15 protein-coding genes are annotated in these 16,846 nt (G+C 61.8%); 11 read left to right on the plus strand and 4 right to left on the minus strand.

All coding sequences use genetic code 11. The annotated features are described in order from the left end of the window. The first annotated feature begins 6 nt into the window (after nucleotides 1–6). Entirely contained in the window at nucleotides 7–1,089 is a 1,083-nt protein-coding gene (locus J3364_RS09990) for a fatty acid desaturase family protein (RefSeq protein WP_349558220.1), read from the plus strand. 151 nt (nucleotides 1,090–1,240) lie between these two features. On the opposite strand, the gene hemN is transcribed toward J3364_RS09990, so the two are convergent. Beyond that, nucleotides 1,241–2,662 (minus strand): oxygen-independent coproporphyrinogen III oxidase, encoded by a 1,422-nt coding sequence (gene hemN, locus J3364_RS09995; protein ID WP_349558221.1) that lies wholly within the window; start codon nucleotides 2,660–2,662, stop codon nucleotides 1,241–1,243. 124 nt (nucleotides 2,663–2,786) lie between these two features. On the opposite strand from hemN, the gene J3364_RS10000 reads away from it, so the two are divergent. After that, on the plus strand, nucleotides 2,787–4,319 hold the full coding sequence (locus J3364_RS10000; RefSeq protein WP_349558223.1) for a cryptochrome/photolyase family protein: 1,533 nt from the start codon (nucleotides 2,787–2,789) through the stop codon (nucleotides 4,317–4,319). A 102-nt stretch (nucleotides 4,320–4,421) separates the two neighbouring features. Further along, nucleotides 4,422–5,657: a transporter substrate-binding domain-containing protein gene (locus J3364_RS10005; RefSeq protein ID WP_349558224.1), complete on the plus strand. Its 1,236-nt coding sequence runs from the start codon at nucleotides 4,422–4,424 to the stop codon at nucleotides 5,655–5,657. A gap of 9 nt (nucleotides 5,658–5,666) precedes the next feature. Here the strand turns inward: J3364_RS10005 and J3364_RS10010 are convergent, their stop codons facing one another. Beyond that, a complete protein-coding gene (locus J3364_RS10010; protein WP_349558225.1) occupies nucleotides 5,667–7,346 on the minus strand; it encodes an HAD family hydrolase in 1,680 nt (559 codons plus the stop codon). Nucleotides 7,347–7,411: 65 nt separating this feature from the next. Beyond that, nucleotides 7,412–7,978, minus strand: a complete 567-nt coding sequence (locus tag J3364_RS10015; protein WP_123635403.1) for a DUF2845 domain-containing protein — start codon at nucleotides 7,976–7,978, stop codon at nucleotides 7,412–7,414. A 117-nt stretch (nucleotides 7,979–8,095) separates the two neighbouring features. Here J3364_RS10015 and J3364_RS10020 point away from each other — a divergent pair, with 117 nt between their 5' ends. Both J3364_RS10020 and J3364_RS10025 read left to right on the plus strand, forming a co-directional pair. Then, nucleotides 8,096–8,254 (plus strand): DUF2256 domain-containing protein, encoded by a 159-nt coding sequence (locus J3364_RS10020; protein WP_349558226.1) that lies wholly within the window; start codon nucleotides 8,096–8,098, stop codon nucleotides 8,252–8,254. Beyond that, complete coding sequence (locus J3364_RS10025; RefSeq protein WP_349558228.1) at nucleotides 8,251–9,774, plus strand: FAD-binding domain-containing protein; 1,524 nt, start codon at nucleotides 8,251–8,253, stop codon at nucleotides 9,772–9,774. Before J3364_RS10020 ends, J3364_RS10025 begins: the two co-directional genes overlap by 4 nt. Here the strand turns inward: J3364_RS10025 and J3364_RS10030 are convergent. Then, complete coding sequence (locus J3364_RS10030) at nucleotides 9,771–10,691, minus strand: AEC family transporter (RefSeq protein ID WP_349558229.1); 921 nt, start codon at nucleotides 10,689–10,691, stop codon at nucleotides 9,771–9,773. The genes J3364_RS10025 and J3364_RS10030 overlap by 4 nt on opposite strands. 111 nt (nucleotides 10,692–10,802) lie before the next feature. Here J3364_RS10030 and J3364_RS10035 point away from each other — a divergent pair, with 111 nt between their 5' ends. The 6 genes from J3364_RS10035 to J3364_RS10060 all read left to right on the plus strand — a co-directional run bounded on the left by J3364_RS10035 (nucleotide 10,803) and on the right by J3364_RS10060 (nucleotide 16,839). After that, nucleotides 10,803–11,243, plus strand: a complete 441-nt coding sequence (locus J3364_RS10035) for a hypothetical protein (protein ID WP_349558230.1) — start codon at nucleotides 10,803–10,805, stop codon at nucleotides 11,241–11,243. A 367-nt stretch (nucleotides 11,244–11,610) separates the two neighbouring features. Then, a complete protein-coding gene (gene sufB / locus J3364_RS10040) occupies nucleotides 11,611–13,059 on the plus strand; it encodes a Fe-S cluster assembly protein SufB (protein WP_349558231.1) in 1,449 nt (482 codons plus the stop codon). Between the two features lie 60 nt (nucleotides 13,060–13,119). After that, on the plus strand, nucleotides 13,120–13,887 hold the full coding sequence (gene sufC / locus J3364_RS10045) for a Fe-S cluster assembly ATPase SufC (protein ID WP_123635397.1): 768 nt from the start codon (nucleotides 13,120–13,122) through the stop codon (nucleotides 13,885–13,887). Between the two features lie 13 nt (nucleotides 13,888–13,900). Then, the gene (gene sufD, locus J3364_RS10050) at nucleotides 13,901–15,187 is read left to right on the plus strand and encodes a Fe-S cluster assembly protein SufD (protein ID WP_349558348.1); all 1,287 of its coding nucleotides are present in this window, start codon (nucleotides 13,901–13,903) and stop codon (nucleotides 15,185–15,187) included. Between the two features lie 5 nt (nucleotides 15,188–15,192). Beyond that, nucleotides 15,193–16,440 (plus strand): aminotransferase class V-fold PLP-dependent enzyme, encoded by a 1,248-nt coding sequence (locus tag J3364_RS10055; protein WP_349558233.1) that lies wholly within the window; start codon nucleotides 15,193–15,195, stop codon nucleotides 16,438–16,440. 45 nt (nucleotides 16,441–16,485) lie between these two features. Then, nucleotides 16,486–16,839: a HesB/IscA family protein gene (locus tag J3364_RS10060; protein WP_349558234.1), complete on the plus strand. Its 354-nt coding sequence runs from the start codon at nucleotides 16,486–16,488 to the stop codon at nucleotides 16,837–16,839. Nucleotides 16,840–16,846: the final 7 nt, after the last annotated feature.

Consider the following 16,846-nt stretch of genomic DNA (forward strand, 5'->3'; position numbering starts at 1 on the left):
AGACACATGACAAAGCAACTGACGCAACAACAGTTGGACGAACTGGCGAAAGACCTCGACGCCATCCGCGATGAAGTCCGGGCCGACCTGGGCGAGCGCGATGCGCGCTATATCCGTCGCATCATCCGCCTGCACCGGACGCTGGAAGTCGGCGGCCGGGTGCTGATGCCGTTTGGCTTCATCCCGCCGGTGTTTGTTGCCGGCGTGGCGTCGCTGGGCCTGGCCAAGATCATCGAGAACATGGAAATCGGCCACAACGTGATGCACGGCCAGTACGACTGGATGAACGATCCGTCCCTGCATTCACAGACCTACGAGTGGGACACGGTCTGCACCGGCGATTCCTGGCGCCAGACCCACAACTATGAGCACCACACCTACACCAACGTGATCGGCAAGGACCGGGACTACGGCTACGCGGTACTGCGCCTGAGCGACGACGAGAAGTGGCACCCGCTGCACCTGCTGCAGTTCATCAACTACGTCATGCTGACAGTGTTCTTCCAGTGGGGCGTGGGTCTGCACGAACTGGAAAGCGAGCGGATCCGCCGCCGCGAGATCAAGCTCTCGGACAAGAAGGGCTTCCTGAAAGACTTCTTCCGCAAGGGCGGCCGTCAGGCGTTCAAGGATTATGTGTTCTTCCCGCTGCTGACCTTCCCGGTCTTCCCCATCGTGCTGGCCGGCAACGTGTGCGCGAACCTGGTCCGCAACCTGTGGTCGTCCACCGTGATCTTCTGTGGTCACTTCACCGAGGATGCGGAGACGTTCACCGAAGCGTCCATCGAAGGCGAATCCCGGGGCCACTGGTACCTGCGTCAGATGACCGGCTCCAGTAACTTTACCGGCAGCAAGTGGGTGCACATCCTCAGTGGCCATCTGAGTCACCAGATCGAGCACCACCTGTTCCCGGACATTCCGGCCCACCGCTATCGCGAGATCGCGCCGCGGGTGGAGGCGATCTGTCACAAGTACGGCCTGAAGTACAATACGGGCAGCTTCGGCAAGCAGTACTGGACCGTGCTCAAGCGGATCGGGCACTACTCGCTGCCGGATCGGGTGCGGATGAAGCTGGAGGCTCAGGCAACTTAATTCGCCTGAACCCCCGGGGGCATTTCTCCCCCTCTCCCCCGGCCCCTCTCCCGCCAGGGGCGAGGGGAGCTCATGCCGCTAACTCGGGGTAAGAACGCCCTCTCCCCTGGCGGGAGAGGGTTGGGGAGAGGGGGCTGGAGCTTCAGGCCACCTAGATAATCCGCGAAAACCGCTGCCCCGCCCCTTTTGCACGATAGGCGTCGAACACCTGGCAAATGGCCCGGATCAGCAGCCGTCCCGGCTCGTGCACCACCAGCTTCCTCTCACCAATGCTCACCAAGCCATCCAGCTCCATCACGCAAAGCCGTTGCAATTCCTCTTCGAAATAGCTGCCAAACGAATGGTGCCAGGTGGATTCAAACCGGACGTATTCCAACTCGAACTGGCAAATCAGTTGACCGATGACCCAACGGCGAATCCGGTCGTCCTCCGTCAGCGCCACGCCCCGAATGGTCGCCAGCTCGCCCGCATCGATCCGGGCCTCCCACGCATTCAGGTCGTGTGCGTTCTGGAAATAGGCGTGCTCGGTCTGACCGATAGCGGACACCCCCAGTGCTACCAGGTCGCAGTCGTCGTGGGTGGTGTAGCCCTGGAAATTACGATGCAGGCGTCCTTCCCGCTGGGCAACCGCCAGGGAATCGTCCGGCAGCGCAAAGTGGTCCATGCCGATGTACTGGTAACCGGCGTCCAGCAGCTTGTCGATGGTCTGGTGCAGGATCGTTAGCTTGTCGGCCGGTGACGGCAGCGTCTCATCCTTGATACGGGTCTGTGGAAAAAACCGCTCCGGCAAATGGGCATAACTGAAAACCGACAGGCGATCGGGGCGCATTTCGATTACCGAATCGACCGTCTCGGCAAACGATGCCGGCGTCTGGTAGGGCAAACCGTAGATCAGGTCCAGGTTGATGGAACCGAATCCCCGCTTCCGGGCCTCAACCATCACATCCTCGACCATACGCTGGGGCTGCAGTCGATTGACCGCTTTTTGCACCTGCGGGTTGAAATCCTGCACGCCCAGACTGATGCGGTTGAAACCGAGTTCGGCCAGTTGGGCCAACGTCTCTTCAGCCAGCTCGCGAGGGTCAATTTCGATACTGAAATCCCGGATTTCACCGGTCTCTAAATTGAATATCTCACGATAGCCCGCCATCAGGTGCTGCATCGCCTGTCGTGGCAGGAAGGTCGGCGTACCGCCGCCCCAGTGCAGTTGACTGACGGTTCGTTTCGCACCAAACAGGTCCGCCTGCAACCGCGCTTCGCGCAGTAGCCGTTCGACGTAGGGCATCGCCAGATCGCGTTTGCGGGTGACCACTTTGTTGCAGGCGCAGTAATAACAAAGCCGGGCGCAGAACGGCACGTGCGTGTACAGGGACAGGTCCCGTCCGCTTGCCGCGCTGGCCCGGGCTGACTCGGCCATGTCGGCGACCGTGAACCGGTCGGTGAACTCCACAGCCGTGGGATAGGACGTATAGCGCGGGCCGCTCAGGTCATAGCGACGGATCAGCGATTCGTTCCAGAAAGCGGTGGACGGGGACACAGGGGATTCTTGGCAAAAGGCGGACTGGACGGGCATGGCTCATTCCACATCAATGATTGGCACGATGCAGTCTACGCCGCTGGACGGATGTCACATTGACCTGGATCAGCATGAACCGGGAAAGGCCTGACGGCGTATCTTCGTCCCAAAGGAGATTCCGATGCGCCACCTGATTCTGATTCTCGGCGACCAGCTGACACCCGACATCAGCGCCCTGCGGGAGGCCGATCCCGAACAGGACGCCATCGTGATGGCGGAAGTCAGCGACGAGGCGAGCTACACCAATCACCACAAGAAGAAGATCGTCCTGCTTTTCAGCGCCATGCGGCATTTCGCCCGGGAACTGGAAAACAACGGCTGGACCGTGCATTACCACGCCTACGATCCCGACAGCCCGCATCACAGCCTGCTGGAGGTGATCCGCGAACGGGTCGGGCAAGATCAACCTGAGAAGGTCATCACCACCGAATGCGGCGAGTACCGTCTGGACGCTGCCATACGCCAATGGCACGAGTCGCTGAACGTCCCGGTCGAGATCCGTCCCGACGACCGCTTTATCGCGACCAAGGAAGAGTTTGCCCGCTGGGCCGAGGGTCGCAAGCAATTGCGCATGGAATATTTCTACCGGGAAATGCGCAAGAAGACCGGTCTGCTGATCACGCCCGACGGCAAGCCCGAAGGCGGCGAATGGAATTACGATGCGGACAACCGCAAGAAGTGGACGGGCAAACCACCGGCGCCGGCCCCGTTCCGGGTGGAACCGGACGCTATCACTCGCGACGTGATCGAGCTTGTGGACGACACCTTTTCCGATCATTTCGGCACCACCGACGACTTTCATTTCGCCGTTACGGCCGAGGATGCCGAAGCCGCCCTCGCCCATTTCCTGGACTTTGCCCTGCCCTGCTTCGGCGACTACCAGGATGCCATGTCGGACCAGGAAGACTGGCTGTTCCACTCGATCCTGTCGCCCTACATCAACTGCGGCCTGCTGGACCCATTGGGCGTTTGCGAGGCGGCCGCCGAGCATTACTACAGCGGCCAGGCACCGCTGAACGCGGTGGAAGGTTTCATCCGCCAGATTATTGGCTGGCGGGAATTCGTGCGCGGCATCTATTGGCTGCTGATGCCGGAATACGCCAAGGAAAACCGGCTGGGCAATGACCGCGACCTGCCCTGGCTCTACTGGACCGGCGAGACCGGCATGCGCTGTATGCACAAAGCCATCGACGCCACCCGTCGCAACGGCTACGCCCATCATATTCAGCGTCTGATGGTGACCGGCAACTTCGCGCTGCTGGCCGGCGTCAAACCGGAAGACATCTGCGATTGGTACCTGGCGGTCTACGCCGACGCCTACGACTGGGTGGAGCTGCCCAACACCCTGGGCATGGTGATGCATGCCGATGGCGGCTACCTGGGCTCCAAACCCTACGCCGCCAGCGGCAAATACATCCAGCGCATGTCGGACTACTGCAGTCACTGCCGCTACAACGTCAGCGAGGCAACCACCGAAGACGCCTGCCCGTTTAACGCCCTTTACTGGCACTTTATCCACAGGCATCGGCGCGATTTCGAGGACAATCCGCGCATGGGCATGATGTACCGCAACTGGGACCGGCAGAAGCCCGAGCGGCGGGACGCCCTGCTGGCCCGGGCGGAATGGTTGCTCGACAATCTGGAGACTTTGTAATCATCCGAAGGCGATTACGCCGCCACCAAGCACTTGCAACTGCTACACTTTCTCCCGCAAGAACAAGTCTATTGGCGTCGGCATACGTTCCACGGATCGGGTATGAAGTTCTGCGCTCCCTACATTCTGCTCTTGGGCTGTCTGGCGGCGACATCCGCGCTGGCCACACAGCCGTTGCAAATTTATGCCCCCGAAGCCGCCCCCTATCAATATGAAATGGCCGGCGAAGTTCACGGCACCACGGTGGAAGCCCTGCGCTGCGCCCTGAATGAAACCAGCTGGCGCCCCGACGTTCATATTGTGCCGCAACGGCGCGGCATCCATTCCCTGCGAACCGGCGTGATTGATGGCTACATGGCCATTACGCCCTCCGACGACATCGACCAGTTTGCGACGTTGAGCGCGCCGCTGGCGCTGGAGAAGTGGTACCTGTACTCCCGGGAACCCGTCAGCCTGAGCAAGGCCCGCCTGGGCGCCATTGCCGGCAGCAACGAGTCGATCTGGCTCCACAAGAAAGGACTGACACCCCGCATGCAGGTGTCGTCGCTGGGGCAACTGGTCGCCCTGATCGAGCGTGACCGTATTGACGCCATGGTCGTCGACCAGCGCGTGATGGAGCGTTACCTGAAAGACGCCCGCGACAACCGTTCCGCACCGCGCGTTCAACTGCAACGCCAGTTCATCCGGTTTGCGCCATTGGGCCTGTATGTGGGGAAGAATTTCCTGGCGGCGCACCCCCGTTTCCTGGCGCGGTTCAACGACAACCTCGACGACTGCGTCAGCTCGGGTTTCCAACTGGAGGACAGCGAGCGCCAACTCATCCAGCGGCAGTCCACTACCCTGCTGGACCAGGCGATCAGCGAACTGGCGATCCAGGACACCCTGAGCAACCCGCCCCCACCCAGCACCCTGGCCGACATCCTGATGATCGACGAACTCTGGCAGGCCTCCACGGCCGACGCGCCCAGTGAGGAGGCGCAGCACATCCTGGAGCGCCCCTTGTCCAAGGCACTGCGCCAGTGGCAGCAACAGCAGCGTGGCCGGGTGACGGAAACCATGGTGATGGACGCCCAGGGCTCCCTGGTGGCCTCCAGTCAGATGACCAGCGATTACTGGCAGGGGGATGAAGACAAGTTCCGTGTGGTCGCTGCCGATCCGGGCGACGGTTTCTATATCGGCCCTGTCCGCTACGATGCGTCGGCGCAACACTTCCAGGTGATCGCCTCCCGCGCTCTGCACGATCCCCGCAGCGGCGAGCTGATCGGCGCCGTGGCACTCGGGATCGATATCGAGAAGGCCTTAAGTGGTCAGGTCCTGGCAGACGTCACGTCGCCTTAATCGTACCGGTCAGGGGGGACCCACTTCGCAGGCCAGCACCAGCGCCCAGAATTCCGAGAAATCATTAACCACCACGTCCGGCTTGTGGGGGTGACGATGGGTGCCCGGGAAAATATTGTGCAGCCACGGCAGATCCCACAGGGCGCCGTTGAAAAAGACGCCCGTCATGCCCGCACGCTTGGCGGCAATGATGTCGGTGGTGCTGTCACCGACATACCAAACGCGGGGCCCCACCGGATAATCCAGTTTTTCCGCGGCCAGGATCAACTGATCCGGATGCGGTTTGCGCAGTGGGGTGTCGTCGCCACACACCTCGGTATCGAACAGATGCTGCCAACCGGTGCCCTCCACCGCTGCCAGTTCGTGCTCGAAGAACTCCCGGTCCCGGTTGGTGATCACACCCACCCGGATGCCCAGGTTACGGATGCCCCGCAGCATCTGGCTGACCTTGGGTTCGAACGCCGTGACTGTCCCGTAGTGATTGCGGTAGTGCCGGTTGAATGCGGTGTGAGCGATGGCCTTGGCATCCTGATCGTCGCCGAACAGCACCTCGAAAATGTCCGTGCGTGAGATCTTGCGGTCTGCCCGCACCTTGGGATGCAGTTGGGCATATTCGCGCACATAGGCGACCAGGCGGGCGTCCTCCGGCGTCTTGCTGTCCGCCGGTTCCAGCAGGCGCTCCATCAGTCCCAGCTGACGAAACTCCGGCAGCATGTCGTCCACGGCGTGGTACATGGCATCCAGCGTGTCCACCAATGTGGCGTGCCAGTCGAAAAGAATCGCCTCCGGCCGGACCAGTTTCGCCACCGCGGGATGCCAATCCGGCTCGACCCTTGGCTGGGGCGTCACGGGCGGCGGATAGGCCGCTGGCCGCACATCGGCAACCGCCTGCCGGAATGCACCGCCAGGGAACGCCGCCAGCTCGTCCATCAGGCTTTCGAAACTCTCGAGCACCAGGGACGGCCGATCCTGTTTGCGGAACCAGCTGTCGATCTTCTGCGGGTCCCAGCCCGAGCCGTTATAGAACACCGCGGTGATGCCGGCGTTATTGGCCGTTACCATATCGGTGTAACCGTCACCGACGTACCAGACGTGCGCATCCACCGGCAGACCGATCTTATCGGCCGCGCTCTGAATCATCTCCGGATCCGGCTTGTAATGCACCACATCGTCGGCGCAGACGGTGGCATCGAACAATTCAAGCCAGCGACCGTCTTCCAGTGTGCTCAGCTCGGTGTCGAGGAATTCCCGGTTGCGGTTGGTGGCCACCACGAGCTTGATGCCCAGTTCGCGGCAGGCCAGAAGGTAGTCCACGATGCCCTCCTGGAAGGGCTTCACCTGACCGAAGTATTTGCGATAACAGGCGTTGTAGGCCTCGTGCGCAATGGCCTTGGCGTCGCGGTCGTCGCCAAAGATGGCGTTGAAGATATCGGTCCTCGACACCCGACGCTCCGCCAGGATGCGCGGATGCAATCGCCGGAAGATACGGATATAGCGCACCAGCCGGGCATCCTCCGGCGTATTGCATTGGTCTTCGGGCAGCAAATGCTCGACCAGCCCGAGATCTTCAAGCTGGGGCAGCATTTCCTCCATCGCGCTGAACATGGCGTCGTGGGTGTCGACCAGGGTGCCGTGCCAGTCGAACAGCAGGGCGTCGGGCACGGCGAGTCCGTCATCACGGGTCCGCAACGGCGTATCTCCTCTTGAATGATCCCCGGGACCGAAGGCACCCGGGTTTCCTGGAAAGATAGTGTCTATCGCGCCGGTTTGCCGGTGCTCTCCACCCGGGTAATCCGGCCATTTCGGAAGGTCACAACCCGGCGAAACTCGTTACGCCCGAATTCGTACAGCCACTCTTCCTGCGGATAGGCGGCGGTCAGCCCGCCGTAGTTCCGGTTGTCCTGGTAGGGCACGATCCACTCCACGTGCTTGGACAGAGGATCGCCACAACGGCGCACAATCTCGAATTCGTTCATGCCCTCGCGCAGATCGTTGGGTTTGCAATCACCGGCAGCACCGGGCAGGAACCCATACCCCATGCTTTCTTCCTTGGTGAGCTTGCCGTTGCGGAACACCAGTCGTCTGACGAACCCACTGGGACCGGGGTTGTAGTACCAGTGCTCCACCGTCTGGACGATGCCGATGCCGGGCAACGACGCCTCGGGATACACCGCCACGTAGTCCGGTTGGCCGCAGCGTTCTTCGACCTCCACCGGCCAGTCGCCCACATCCACGAGGCCGGTGCCACAGCGGAATGCCGCCTGGGACAGCGCCGGCCAGATCGCCAGCAGAGCCAGTGTGAAGGTTATCGTCAGTCGCATGAGGCCTCCCCGGACATACTCATCTCTTTTCGGAGTGTGGCACGGTCGGACCGCCCGGTCATCCGTCGACCGGAACACCACGTAGCTTTGACAGAATACGTACAGGATCGTCGCCCGATGCACCGCAAAAAACACCTCCCGGAAAAAACCTGCACGGTCTGCGGCCGCCCGTTTGCCTGGCGTCGCAAGTGGGCACGCGACTGGGATGAGGTGCGCTATTGCAGCGAGCGTTGCCGCCGCCATAAGCATCAAGCCACTGAGGCAAACGCCCGATGACCACCGTCGTCTGGTTCAAGCGGGATCTGCGTGTGGCGGACCACGCGCCCCTGACGGCGGCCGTAGAACGGGGCGAGCCCGTTATCCCGCTGTATGTGGTTGAGCCGGATTACTGGCAGCTTCCCGATACCAGCGAGCGACAGTGGGCGTTTATCGCGGACAGCCTGGCCGAACTGGACACGGAATTGCGCAAGCGGGGCAGCCAACTGCGGGTGCAAACCGGAGCTGTGGTCGACGTGTTGCACTTATTGAAACAGGCCACCGGTTTCACCCACCTGCACGCCCATGAGGAAACCGGCAACGACTGGACCTTCCAGCGGGACCGGCAGGTCATCGAATGGTGCGTAGAGAACGGCGTTCAGTTTCAGGCGTGGCGGCAATTCGGCGTGGTCCGCCGACTGGCCGACCGGGACCTGTGGGACGGTGCCTGGCAGCAGCTGATGCGGCAACCCATGCTGGAAGCACCGGCGCAAATTCCGGCGCCGCTTGGTGTTCCAGGCGCTTGTGACCTGACGACACCGACACTGGCGGATACCCTCGCCTGCCCCGGCCGACAGAAAGGCGGTATGGCGGCGGGGGAGAAACTGCTGGACAGCTTCCTGGCCCGGCGCTGCATTGGCTACCAGTACAACATTTCCAGTCCCAACACGGCGATCAAGGGCTGCTCCCGCCTCAGTCCGCACATCGCCTACGGCACGGTCAGCCTGCGGTCCATCTATCAACAGACCAAAGCCAACGGCGATCATCCGTCCAGCTTACCGAGGCGACAGACCAGCCTGCGCAGCTTTCGCTCCCGCCTGCACTGGCACTGTCATTTCATCCAGAAACTGGAAGACGAACCCGATCTCGAATTCCGCGCCATTCACCGGGAACTGGAAACGCTCAAGCAGGGACCCAACGATGGCGAACGGCTGGCGCGCTGGGCGGAGGGGCAAACCGGCTGGCCGCTGGTGGATGCGGCCATGCGGGCCCTGCGGGAGACCGGCTGGATCAACTTCCGCATGCGCGCCATGCTGATGGCCGTGGCGAGTTACCAGCTCTGGCTGCACTGGCGCGATCCGGCCCTGCAGCTGGCGCGCCTGTTCACCGACTTCGAGCCGGGCATCCATTACCCCCAGGCCCAGATGCAGAGCGGACTGACCGGCATCAACGCCCTGCGCATCTACAACCCGGAACTGCAGTCCCGCAAGCTGGACTCGGAGGGCAACTTCATCCGGCGCTGGGTTCCCGAGCTGGAAGGGGTGCCGGATGAGTTGATCCACAGTCCCTGGCACATGACCCGGGAACAACACGCCCTTTATGGTGGACAGTCATACACAACGCCGATCTGTGACCACGAACAGGCCGCCCGTGCGGCCCGTCAAGCGGTGAGTGAATTTCGGAAGAATCACGTCACACGGGCGGAAACCGACCGGGTCCTCAAGCGCCACGGCAGTCGTAAAGGCCCGCACCAGAATCGGCCGAAGGTGCGAGGCAAGCAACAGGACGACAGCAACCAGCTGTCACTGTTTGGTGATTAGGCCAGGAAGATGGCGACCATCACCGGGATATACGCCAGCGCAAACAGCGTACTCAGCAGCGTGGTGCCTGCCGCTTGGCGCGGTGACGCCTCCAGCAGCGTCGCGATGACCACGGTGTTGGCAGCAATCGGTGTAATGGAGACCAGGAAAATGGCCCGGTAGACCGCCTCGTTATAAAATCCGAACCAGTGACTGTCGAGCCACCAGAACAGCAGTGCCGCGACAGGCCAGACCACGAACTTGCCGAAGAAGGCGAGCCCGGTGAAGCGCACATTCCCCAGCAGTCCCCGGAAATTCAGGATACTCATGCCCACGATCATCATCCCGAGAATGCTGTAGGCCCCACGCAGGTTGTCGAACAGCGGCTGGAACACGGCAGGTATAGCAACGTCACTGAGATTGAGTACGACACCCAGCAGGAACGCGTAAATGGCCGGCAGGCGGACCACCCGGGCCAGACAGTCCCGGGCGCTGTAGCGCCCCCGCCCGGCCAAGTAAAAGCCCACGGAATTCTCGAATAGCGTGGTGCCCAGCATGCAGACGATGTAGAGCGCCACACCCTCCTCACCGAACAGCAACAGCGCCACGGGAATGCCGAAGTAGCCGGTGTTCCCCGTGCCCACCGCCAGCGGGATGATGCTGGCTGTGCCGTCCGAGAGGATGCGTTTGCCGATCGCCAGGTGCAGCAGACTCACGCCGGTACAGAAGCCGAACACAATTACTGGCATCAGCAGCACTTCCGGCGTCAGCGGCGCCGCCATCACGCCGGAGAAGATCACCGATGGGGTGACGATGTACAACATGATGCCGGCAATGTGCCGGCCGCTGGCTTCCAGATAGCGGCCGGCCACCCAGCCCAGCGCGACCGTGATATACAGGGGTAGCAGTTTGACGAAGAGCGACAGGACAACGTCCATGGGACGGAACAACCTCTGGAAAACGGATTGAGTCACAGCGTGACGGGCAAAGGTGGACTAGGATAGAACATCTCGCTGTTTGAGCCACCCTGCCGCTCCAGGAAGTCGTCCATGCTGTTACAGATCGCCCGTGTTGCCAGCCTTCTGCTTGTTGTCCTCGCCCTCCCGGTTGCCGCCGATACCCTGGCAAGCACCGACACCATCAAGAACCAGACCGAGACCTTCATGGCGCAGGTGCAAAAAGGTGACGTGGCCGAAGCCTACACGGGCCTGGCGCCTTACCTGGGCGTGCCCCGAAAGCCGTTCGATGCCTCCGCCAAGGAAGCCGACACCTATTTCCAGAAAGTCTTTGACCGCGCCGGCAAGACGGTGGGGACGTCGTTGGTCAAACGCGAAGCCATTGCCGACGACTTCTACCGGGAAACCTGGCTGCAGAAATTCGCCGAGGCCGCCATGGCGTGGCAGTTCACCTTCTATCAGGCGGATCAGGGCTGGAAACTGGTGGGCATCAGCTACACCACGGACATTGAATCGCTCTATGCGCCTTATTAGCGCCGGCCGTTCCGATCACGACAGACAGTAACCAAACGCCCCCGGATGCGTTATAATGCGCGGCTTTCCGGGTGGCTCCGGCAACCCGAACGTCCGGCGAAGGACCTGCCCGCAGAGACCTCAGGTACGACCATTTAATACCTGACTATTTTACTCTGATATTGTACAATCCTCCCCCAGAAGACCCACCATAAGAACGACAAGGGCGTCAGCATCGACCGGGGAACCGATCACCGGCCGGTAACGTAACGCCTGTAGAAAACGGGGAAGGCAGATTTCCGGGCATGGCAACGGCCATGGCCAACACGCAAATAGAGCCTGCAGGCCATTCAACGTGCCTGCATCTGAGAGAGACGGAGCGACGATCATGGCGAACACCGACAAACAGGTGAACGAGCTGATCAAACGGGAATACGAACACGGGTTCGTGACCGAAATCGAAGCCGAAACGTTTGAGCCCGGCCTGAACGAAGACATCATCGGGCGCCTTTCCGCCATCAAGAAAGAGCCCCGGTTCATGCTGGACTGGCGCCTGAAAGCCTACCGTCGCTGGCTGGAAATGGACGAGCCGAACTGGGCGCATGTCGGCTACCCGAAAATCGATTACAACGCGATTTCCTATTACTCGGCGCCCAAGCGCAAAGAGGACATGCCCCAGAGCCTTGACGACGTCGATCCGGAACTCCTGAAAACCTACGAAAAGCTGGGCATTCCCCTGCACGAGCGCGAGAAGCTCGCAGGCGTTGCCGTTGATGCGGTTTTCGACTCGGTTTCTGTCGCGACGACGTTCAAGGAGCCACTGGCCAAGGCCGGAGTCATCTTCTGCTCGATTTCCGAGGCGATCCAGGACTATCCGGAACTGGTGCAGAAATACCTGGGCTCTGTAGTCCCGGCGGGCGACAACTTCTTCGCCGGTCTCAACTCGGCCGTCTTCTCCGACGGCACCTTCGTCTACGTGCCCAAGGGCGTGCGCTGCCCCATGGAGCTGTCGACCTATTTCCGTATCAATGCGGCCAATACCGGGCAGTTCGAGCGGACCCTGATCATTGCCGACGAAGGCAGTTATGTCAGCTATCTGGAAGGTTGCACCGCCCCCATGCGGGACGAAAACCAACTGCACGCCGCCGTGGTGGAACTGGTTGCCCTGGACGATGCGCAGATCAAGTACTCGACCGTCCAGAACTGGTACCCGGGGGACGAGAACGGCAAAGGCGGGATCTTCAACTTCGTCACCAAGCGCGGCGCCTGCATTGGCAAGAATTCCAAGATCTCCTGGACCCAGGTCGAGACCGGCTCTGCGGTCACCTGGAAGTACCCGAGCTGCGTGCTGCGTGGTGAGAACAGCGTGGGCGAGTTCTACTCCGTGGCGCTGACCAACAATTACCAGCAGGCCGACACCGGCACCAAGATGATTCATCTGGGCAAGAACACGTCCAGCACCATCATCTCCAAGGGGATTTCCGCCGGCCGCTCCAGCAACGCCTACCGCGGGCTGGTCAAGTTCGGCCCCGGTGCTGAAGGCGCGCGCAACTTTACCCAGTGCGACTCCCTGCTGATCGGCGATCAGTGCGCGGCCCACACGTTCCCGTACATCGAGAGCAAGAACAAGGGCGCCATCGTCGAGCACGAGGCCACAACGTCCAAAGTGAGCGATGAGCAGATGTTCCTGTGCCGCCAGCGCGGTATCGATCCGGAACAGGCGGTCTCCATGATCGTCAACGGCTTCTGCAAGGAAGTCTTCAAGGAGCTGCCGATGGAATTCGCGGTCGAGGCCGGCAAGTTGCTGGAAGTCAGCCTCGAAGGGTCCGTGGGTTAATCAACGCCTGCTATCGCACACGCACACAGAATTCAGGAATTCAGAGAGAGACCATCATCCATGCTGAGCATTCGTAACCTGCACGCCGCCGTCGATGGCAAGGAAATCCTCAAGGGCATCGACCTGGAGATCAAACCGGGCGAAGTCCACGCCATCATGGGTCCGAACGGCTCCGGCAAGAGCACGCTGTCCGCGGTCCTGGCCGGCAACGAAGCCTACGAGGTGACCGAAGGTGAGGTTCTGCTCGACGGCGAGAACCTGCTGGACAAGGAAACCGAAGAGCGCGCCCGCGATGGCATCTTCCTGGCGTTCCAGTACCCGGTGGAGATTCCCGGCGTCAGCAACCTGCAGTTCCTGCGCACCGCCGTCAACGCCATGCGCGTGCACCGCGGCCTGGAGGAGCTTAGCGCGGTGGACTTCATGAAGCTGGCCAAGGAAACCACCAAACAAGTGGATCTGGACCCGGCCTTCCTCAAGCGCGGCGTCAACGAAGGCTTCTCCGGCGGTGAAAAGAAGCGCAACGAGATCCTGCAGGCCCTGCTGCTGGAACCGCGTCTGGCGATTCTGGACGAAACCGACTCCGGCCTGGACATCGACGCCCTGAAGGTCGTCGCCGACGGCGTCAATGCCCTGCGCTCACCGGAGCGCGCCGTGCTGATGGTTACCCACTACCAGCGCCTGCTGAACCACATCGTGCCGGATTACGTGCACGTGCTGGCCGGCGGCAAGATCGTCAAATCCGGTGGCCGCGAGCTGGCCCTGGAGCTGGAAGAGCGCGGCTACGGCTGGCTCGGCATCAAGGACAGCGACGAAGTCGAGGCCGGCTAAGGGGGTGGTTATGATGAAAGCAGCACCGACCCTGTCCAGCGCCTTCCTCGAAGCGGCAGGCAGCAAACTGCCGGCACCACTTAAGGCCCTGCGCGAACAGCGCGGCAAGGCCCTGGCAGACATGCCGCTGCCCACGCGCAAGACGGAAAACTGGAAATACTCCAGCCGCTACCTGAAGCTGACGGACGAACTGGCCGCCAGCCTGCCGTCCGGTCGCAACACCGGCCCGGGCTTGGCGGTGGACGGTTATCACGTCGTGATCCACAACGCCGTACTGGTCCCGGAAGCCAGCGACTTCCCGGACGTGGACGGCATCGAGATCTGCAGCTTTGTCGATCTGGACGATGAGACCGCCCAGCAACTGGCCGATCGCCTGGACAACACCCTGGACAACAACGCCGTGCAGATGGCGCGCCTGAACACGGCTCGCTTCGAGGACGGCCTGTACATCCGGCTGCACCAGGATGCCGTCCTGGATCGCCCGCTGTTCGTCATCTTTGAAGCGGACGCGGAAGCGGCCGGCTCGGTCTATCCCCGCATCTATGTGGACGCCGGCGCGAACAGCCAGATGACCCTGGTGGAAGAGTACATCTCCACCGGCGAGCAGACCGCCCTGGTGGACGCGGTCACCGAATTCAGCCTGGCCGACGGCGCCAACGTCACCAACGTGCGTCTGTCGTTGGAAGGCGAGAACATCCATCACATCGGTGCCACCGGAGCCCGCCTGCTGGGCCACGCCCGGCTGGACAGCCATTGCGTCGGCTTTGGCGGCCCGCTGCGCCGTCACGACTTGCAGGTCCGCCTGGAAGCCCCGGGCGCCAACTGCCGCCTCAACGGCGTCGCCGTAACCCAGGACAAACAGCACTTCGACAACCACACCACCATTGAGCACGTGGCCCCGCACTGCGACAGCGAGGAGACCTACCGCAACATCGCCGCGGACGAGTCCCACGCGATCTTCAATGGCCGCATCCATATCCACAAGGATGCGCAGAAGTCGAATGCCAACATGAGCAACAAGAACCTGCTGCTCTCCACCGGCGCGGAAATCGACACCAAACCGGAACTGGAAATCTACGCCGACGACGTCAAATGTGCCCATGGCGCCACCGTTGGTCAGCTCGACGAGACCGCCCTGTTCTACCTGGTGTCCCGCGGCATTGATCGCAGCGAAGCCAATACCCTGCTGAGCATGGCGTTCATCAACGAGCTGATCGAGCAGATTCCGGTGGAAGCCGTACGGGAAACCGTACAGGCGCGCCTGAACCGGTTTATCGAACAAGCGTTCGAAGGAGCCTGAACACCATGACGGATCTTGCGGCAGCCCAAAAAGCCCTGGACGTGAACGCCGTTCGCAGGGACTTCCCGATCCTGGCCGAAACGGTCAATGGCAAGCCCCTGGTGTATCTGGACAACGGCGCCTCGGCCCAGAAACCCGTTGCGGTTCTGGACGCCATGGAGCGCTATTACCGCGAGTGCCACTCCAACGTGCACCGCGGCGCCCACACCCTGGGTGACCGCGCCACCGTCGCCTTCGAGGGCGCCCGTGAGACCGTCCGTCGCTTCATCAACGCGTCCAGCACCCGCGAGGTGATCTGGACCCGCGGCACCACCGAAGCGATCAACACCATCGCCAATGGTCTGGCCGCCCGCCTGCAGCCGGGCGACGAGATCCTGGTCAGCACCATGGAGCATCACGCCAACATCGTGCCCTGGCAGATGGTGGCCCAGCGCACCGGCGCCAAGGTCCTGCCGATCCAGGTCACGCCCCAGGGCGAGCTGGATAGGGACGCGCTGGACAGCCTGCTGCAGAGCGATCGCGCCCGCATTCTGGCGGTGACGCACGTGTCCAACGTGCTGGGCACCGTGAACCCGATCCGCGAGCTGGTGCAAAAAGCCAAAGCGGCGGGTCTGCTGACCGTCATCGACGGCGCCCAGGCCGTGCCGCACTACCGGCCCGACGTACAGGCGCTGGACTGCGACTTCTACGCCTTCTCCGGCCACAAGCTGTTCGGCCCGACCGGCATCGGCGTGCTCTATGGCCGCGAAGCGCTGCTGAACGAGATGGAGCCCTTCATGGGCGGCGGCGAGATGATCGAGCGGGTGTCGTTCGAGAAGACCACCTGGAACACCCTGCCCTACAAGTTCGAGGCGGGCACACCGCCGATTGCCGAGGCGGTCGGACTGGGCGCGGCCATTGACTATGTCGAAGGCCTGGGCCGCAACGCCCTGGAGACCGCCGAACAGGCCCTGCTGCAGCGGGCCAACGAACTGGTGGAGACCGTACCGGGCATGACCGTGATCGGCACCGCGAATGAAAAAGTGCCGGTGCTGTCCTTTAAAATCGAGGGTCTGCACCCCAGTGATATAGGCACCCTGCTCGACCAGCAGGGCATTGCAATCCGTACCGGCCATCACTGCGCCATGCCGCTGATGGATTTCTTCTGTGTACCGGGAACGGCCCGCGCGTCCTTCGCGTTCTACAACACGCTGGACGAAGTGGAACAGTTCTTTGCGGCCCTGCAGAAGATCCAGCGTCTGTTTGCAGACTGATCCGGACCCTGTTTGATTGCGGATTGAGACATCGGGAGACGAAACATGACGGCTGAAACCTTTACCCCCAGCGTTGGCGTAACCCTGACACCGGCGGCCATCGCCCACGTTCGCAAGCAGTTGGCCAGCAAACCGGAGGCCCGCGGCATCCGTCTGGCCATCCGCAAGAGCGGCTGCTCCGGCTTCATGTACGAGACCGAGTGGGTGACTGAACAGGGCGACGACGACGCCATCTTCAACTTTGATGATGTCGACGTGTATGTGGCCCGCAAGGATCTCCCGGTCGTCAACGGCACTGAAATCGACTTCATTCGGGAAGGCCTGAACTCCATGTTCCATTTCCGCAACCCGAATGCGACAGCCGAGTGCGGCTGCGGCGAAAGCTTCTCCATCACCTGATCCATTG

This window comes from Marinobacter sp. NFXS9 (assembly GCF_040148665.1).
GTDB classification, from domain to species: domain Bacteria; phylum Pseudomonadota; class Gammaproteobacteria; order Pseudomonadales; family Oleiphilaceae; genus Marinobacter_A; species Marinobacter_A mangrovi.

Coding starts and splice junctions, on each gene's coding strand:
- J3364_RS09990 (WP_349558220.1), top strand. CDS start 7: ATGACAAAGCAACTGACGCAACAACAGTTGGACGAACTGGCGAAAGAC.
- J3364_RS10060 (WP_349558234.1), top strand. CDS start 16,486: ATGACGGCTGAAACCTTTACCCCCAGCGTTGGCGTAACCCTGACACCG.
- sufC (WP_123635397.1), top strand. CDS start 13,120: ATGCTGAGCATTCGTAACCTGCACGCCGCCGTCGATGGCAAGGAAATC.
- J3364_RS10025 (WP_349558228.1), top strand. CDS start 8,251: ATGACCACCGTCGTCTGGTTCAAGCGGGATCTGCGTGTGGCGGACCAC.
- J3364_RS10055 (WP_349558233.1), top strand. CDS start 15,193: ATGACGGATCTTGCGGCAGCCCAAAAAGCCCTGGACGTGAACGCCGTT.
- sufB (WP_349558231.1), top strand. CDS start 11,611: ATGGCGAACACCGACAAACAGGTGAACGAGCTGATCAAACGGGAATAC.
- J3364_RS10000 (WP_349558223.1), top strand. CDS start 2,787: ATGCGCCACCTGATTCTGATTCTCGGCGACCAGCTGACACCCGACATC.
- J3364_RS10035 (WP_349558230.1), top strand. CDS start 10,803: ATGCTGTTACAGATCGCCCGTGTTGCCAGCCTTCTGCTTGTTGTCCTC.
- hemN (WP_349558221.1), bottom strand. CDS start 2,662: ATGCCCGTCCAGTCCGCCTTTTGCCAAGAATCCCCTGTGTCCCCGTCC.
- J3364_RS10030 (WP_349558229.1), bottom strand. CDS start 10,691: ATGGACGTTGTCCTGTCGCTCTTCGTCAAACTGCTACCCCTGTATATC.
- J3364_RS10015 (WP_123635403.1), bottom strand. CDS start 7,978: ATGCGACTGACGATAACCTTCACACTGGCTCTGCTGGCGATCTGGCCG.
- J3364_RS10005 (WP_349558224.1), top strand. CDS start 4,422: ATGAAGTTCTGCGCTCCCTACATTCTGCTCTTGGGCTGTCTGGCGGCG.
- J3364_RS10020 (WP_349558226.1), top strand. CDS start 8,096: ATGCACCGCAAAAAACACCTCCCGGAAAAAACCTGCACGGTCTGCGGC.
- sufD (WP_349558348.1), top strand. CDS start 13,901: ATGAAAGCAGCACCGACCCTGTCCAGCGCCTTCCTCGAAGCGGCAGGC.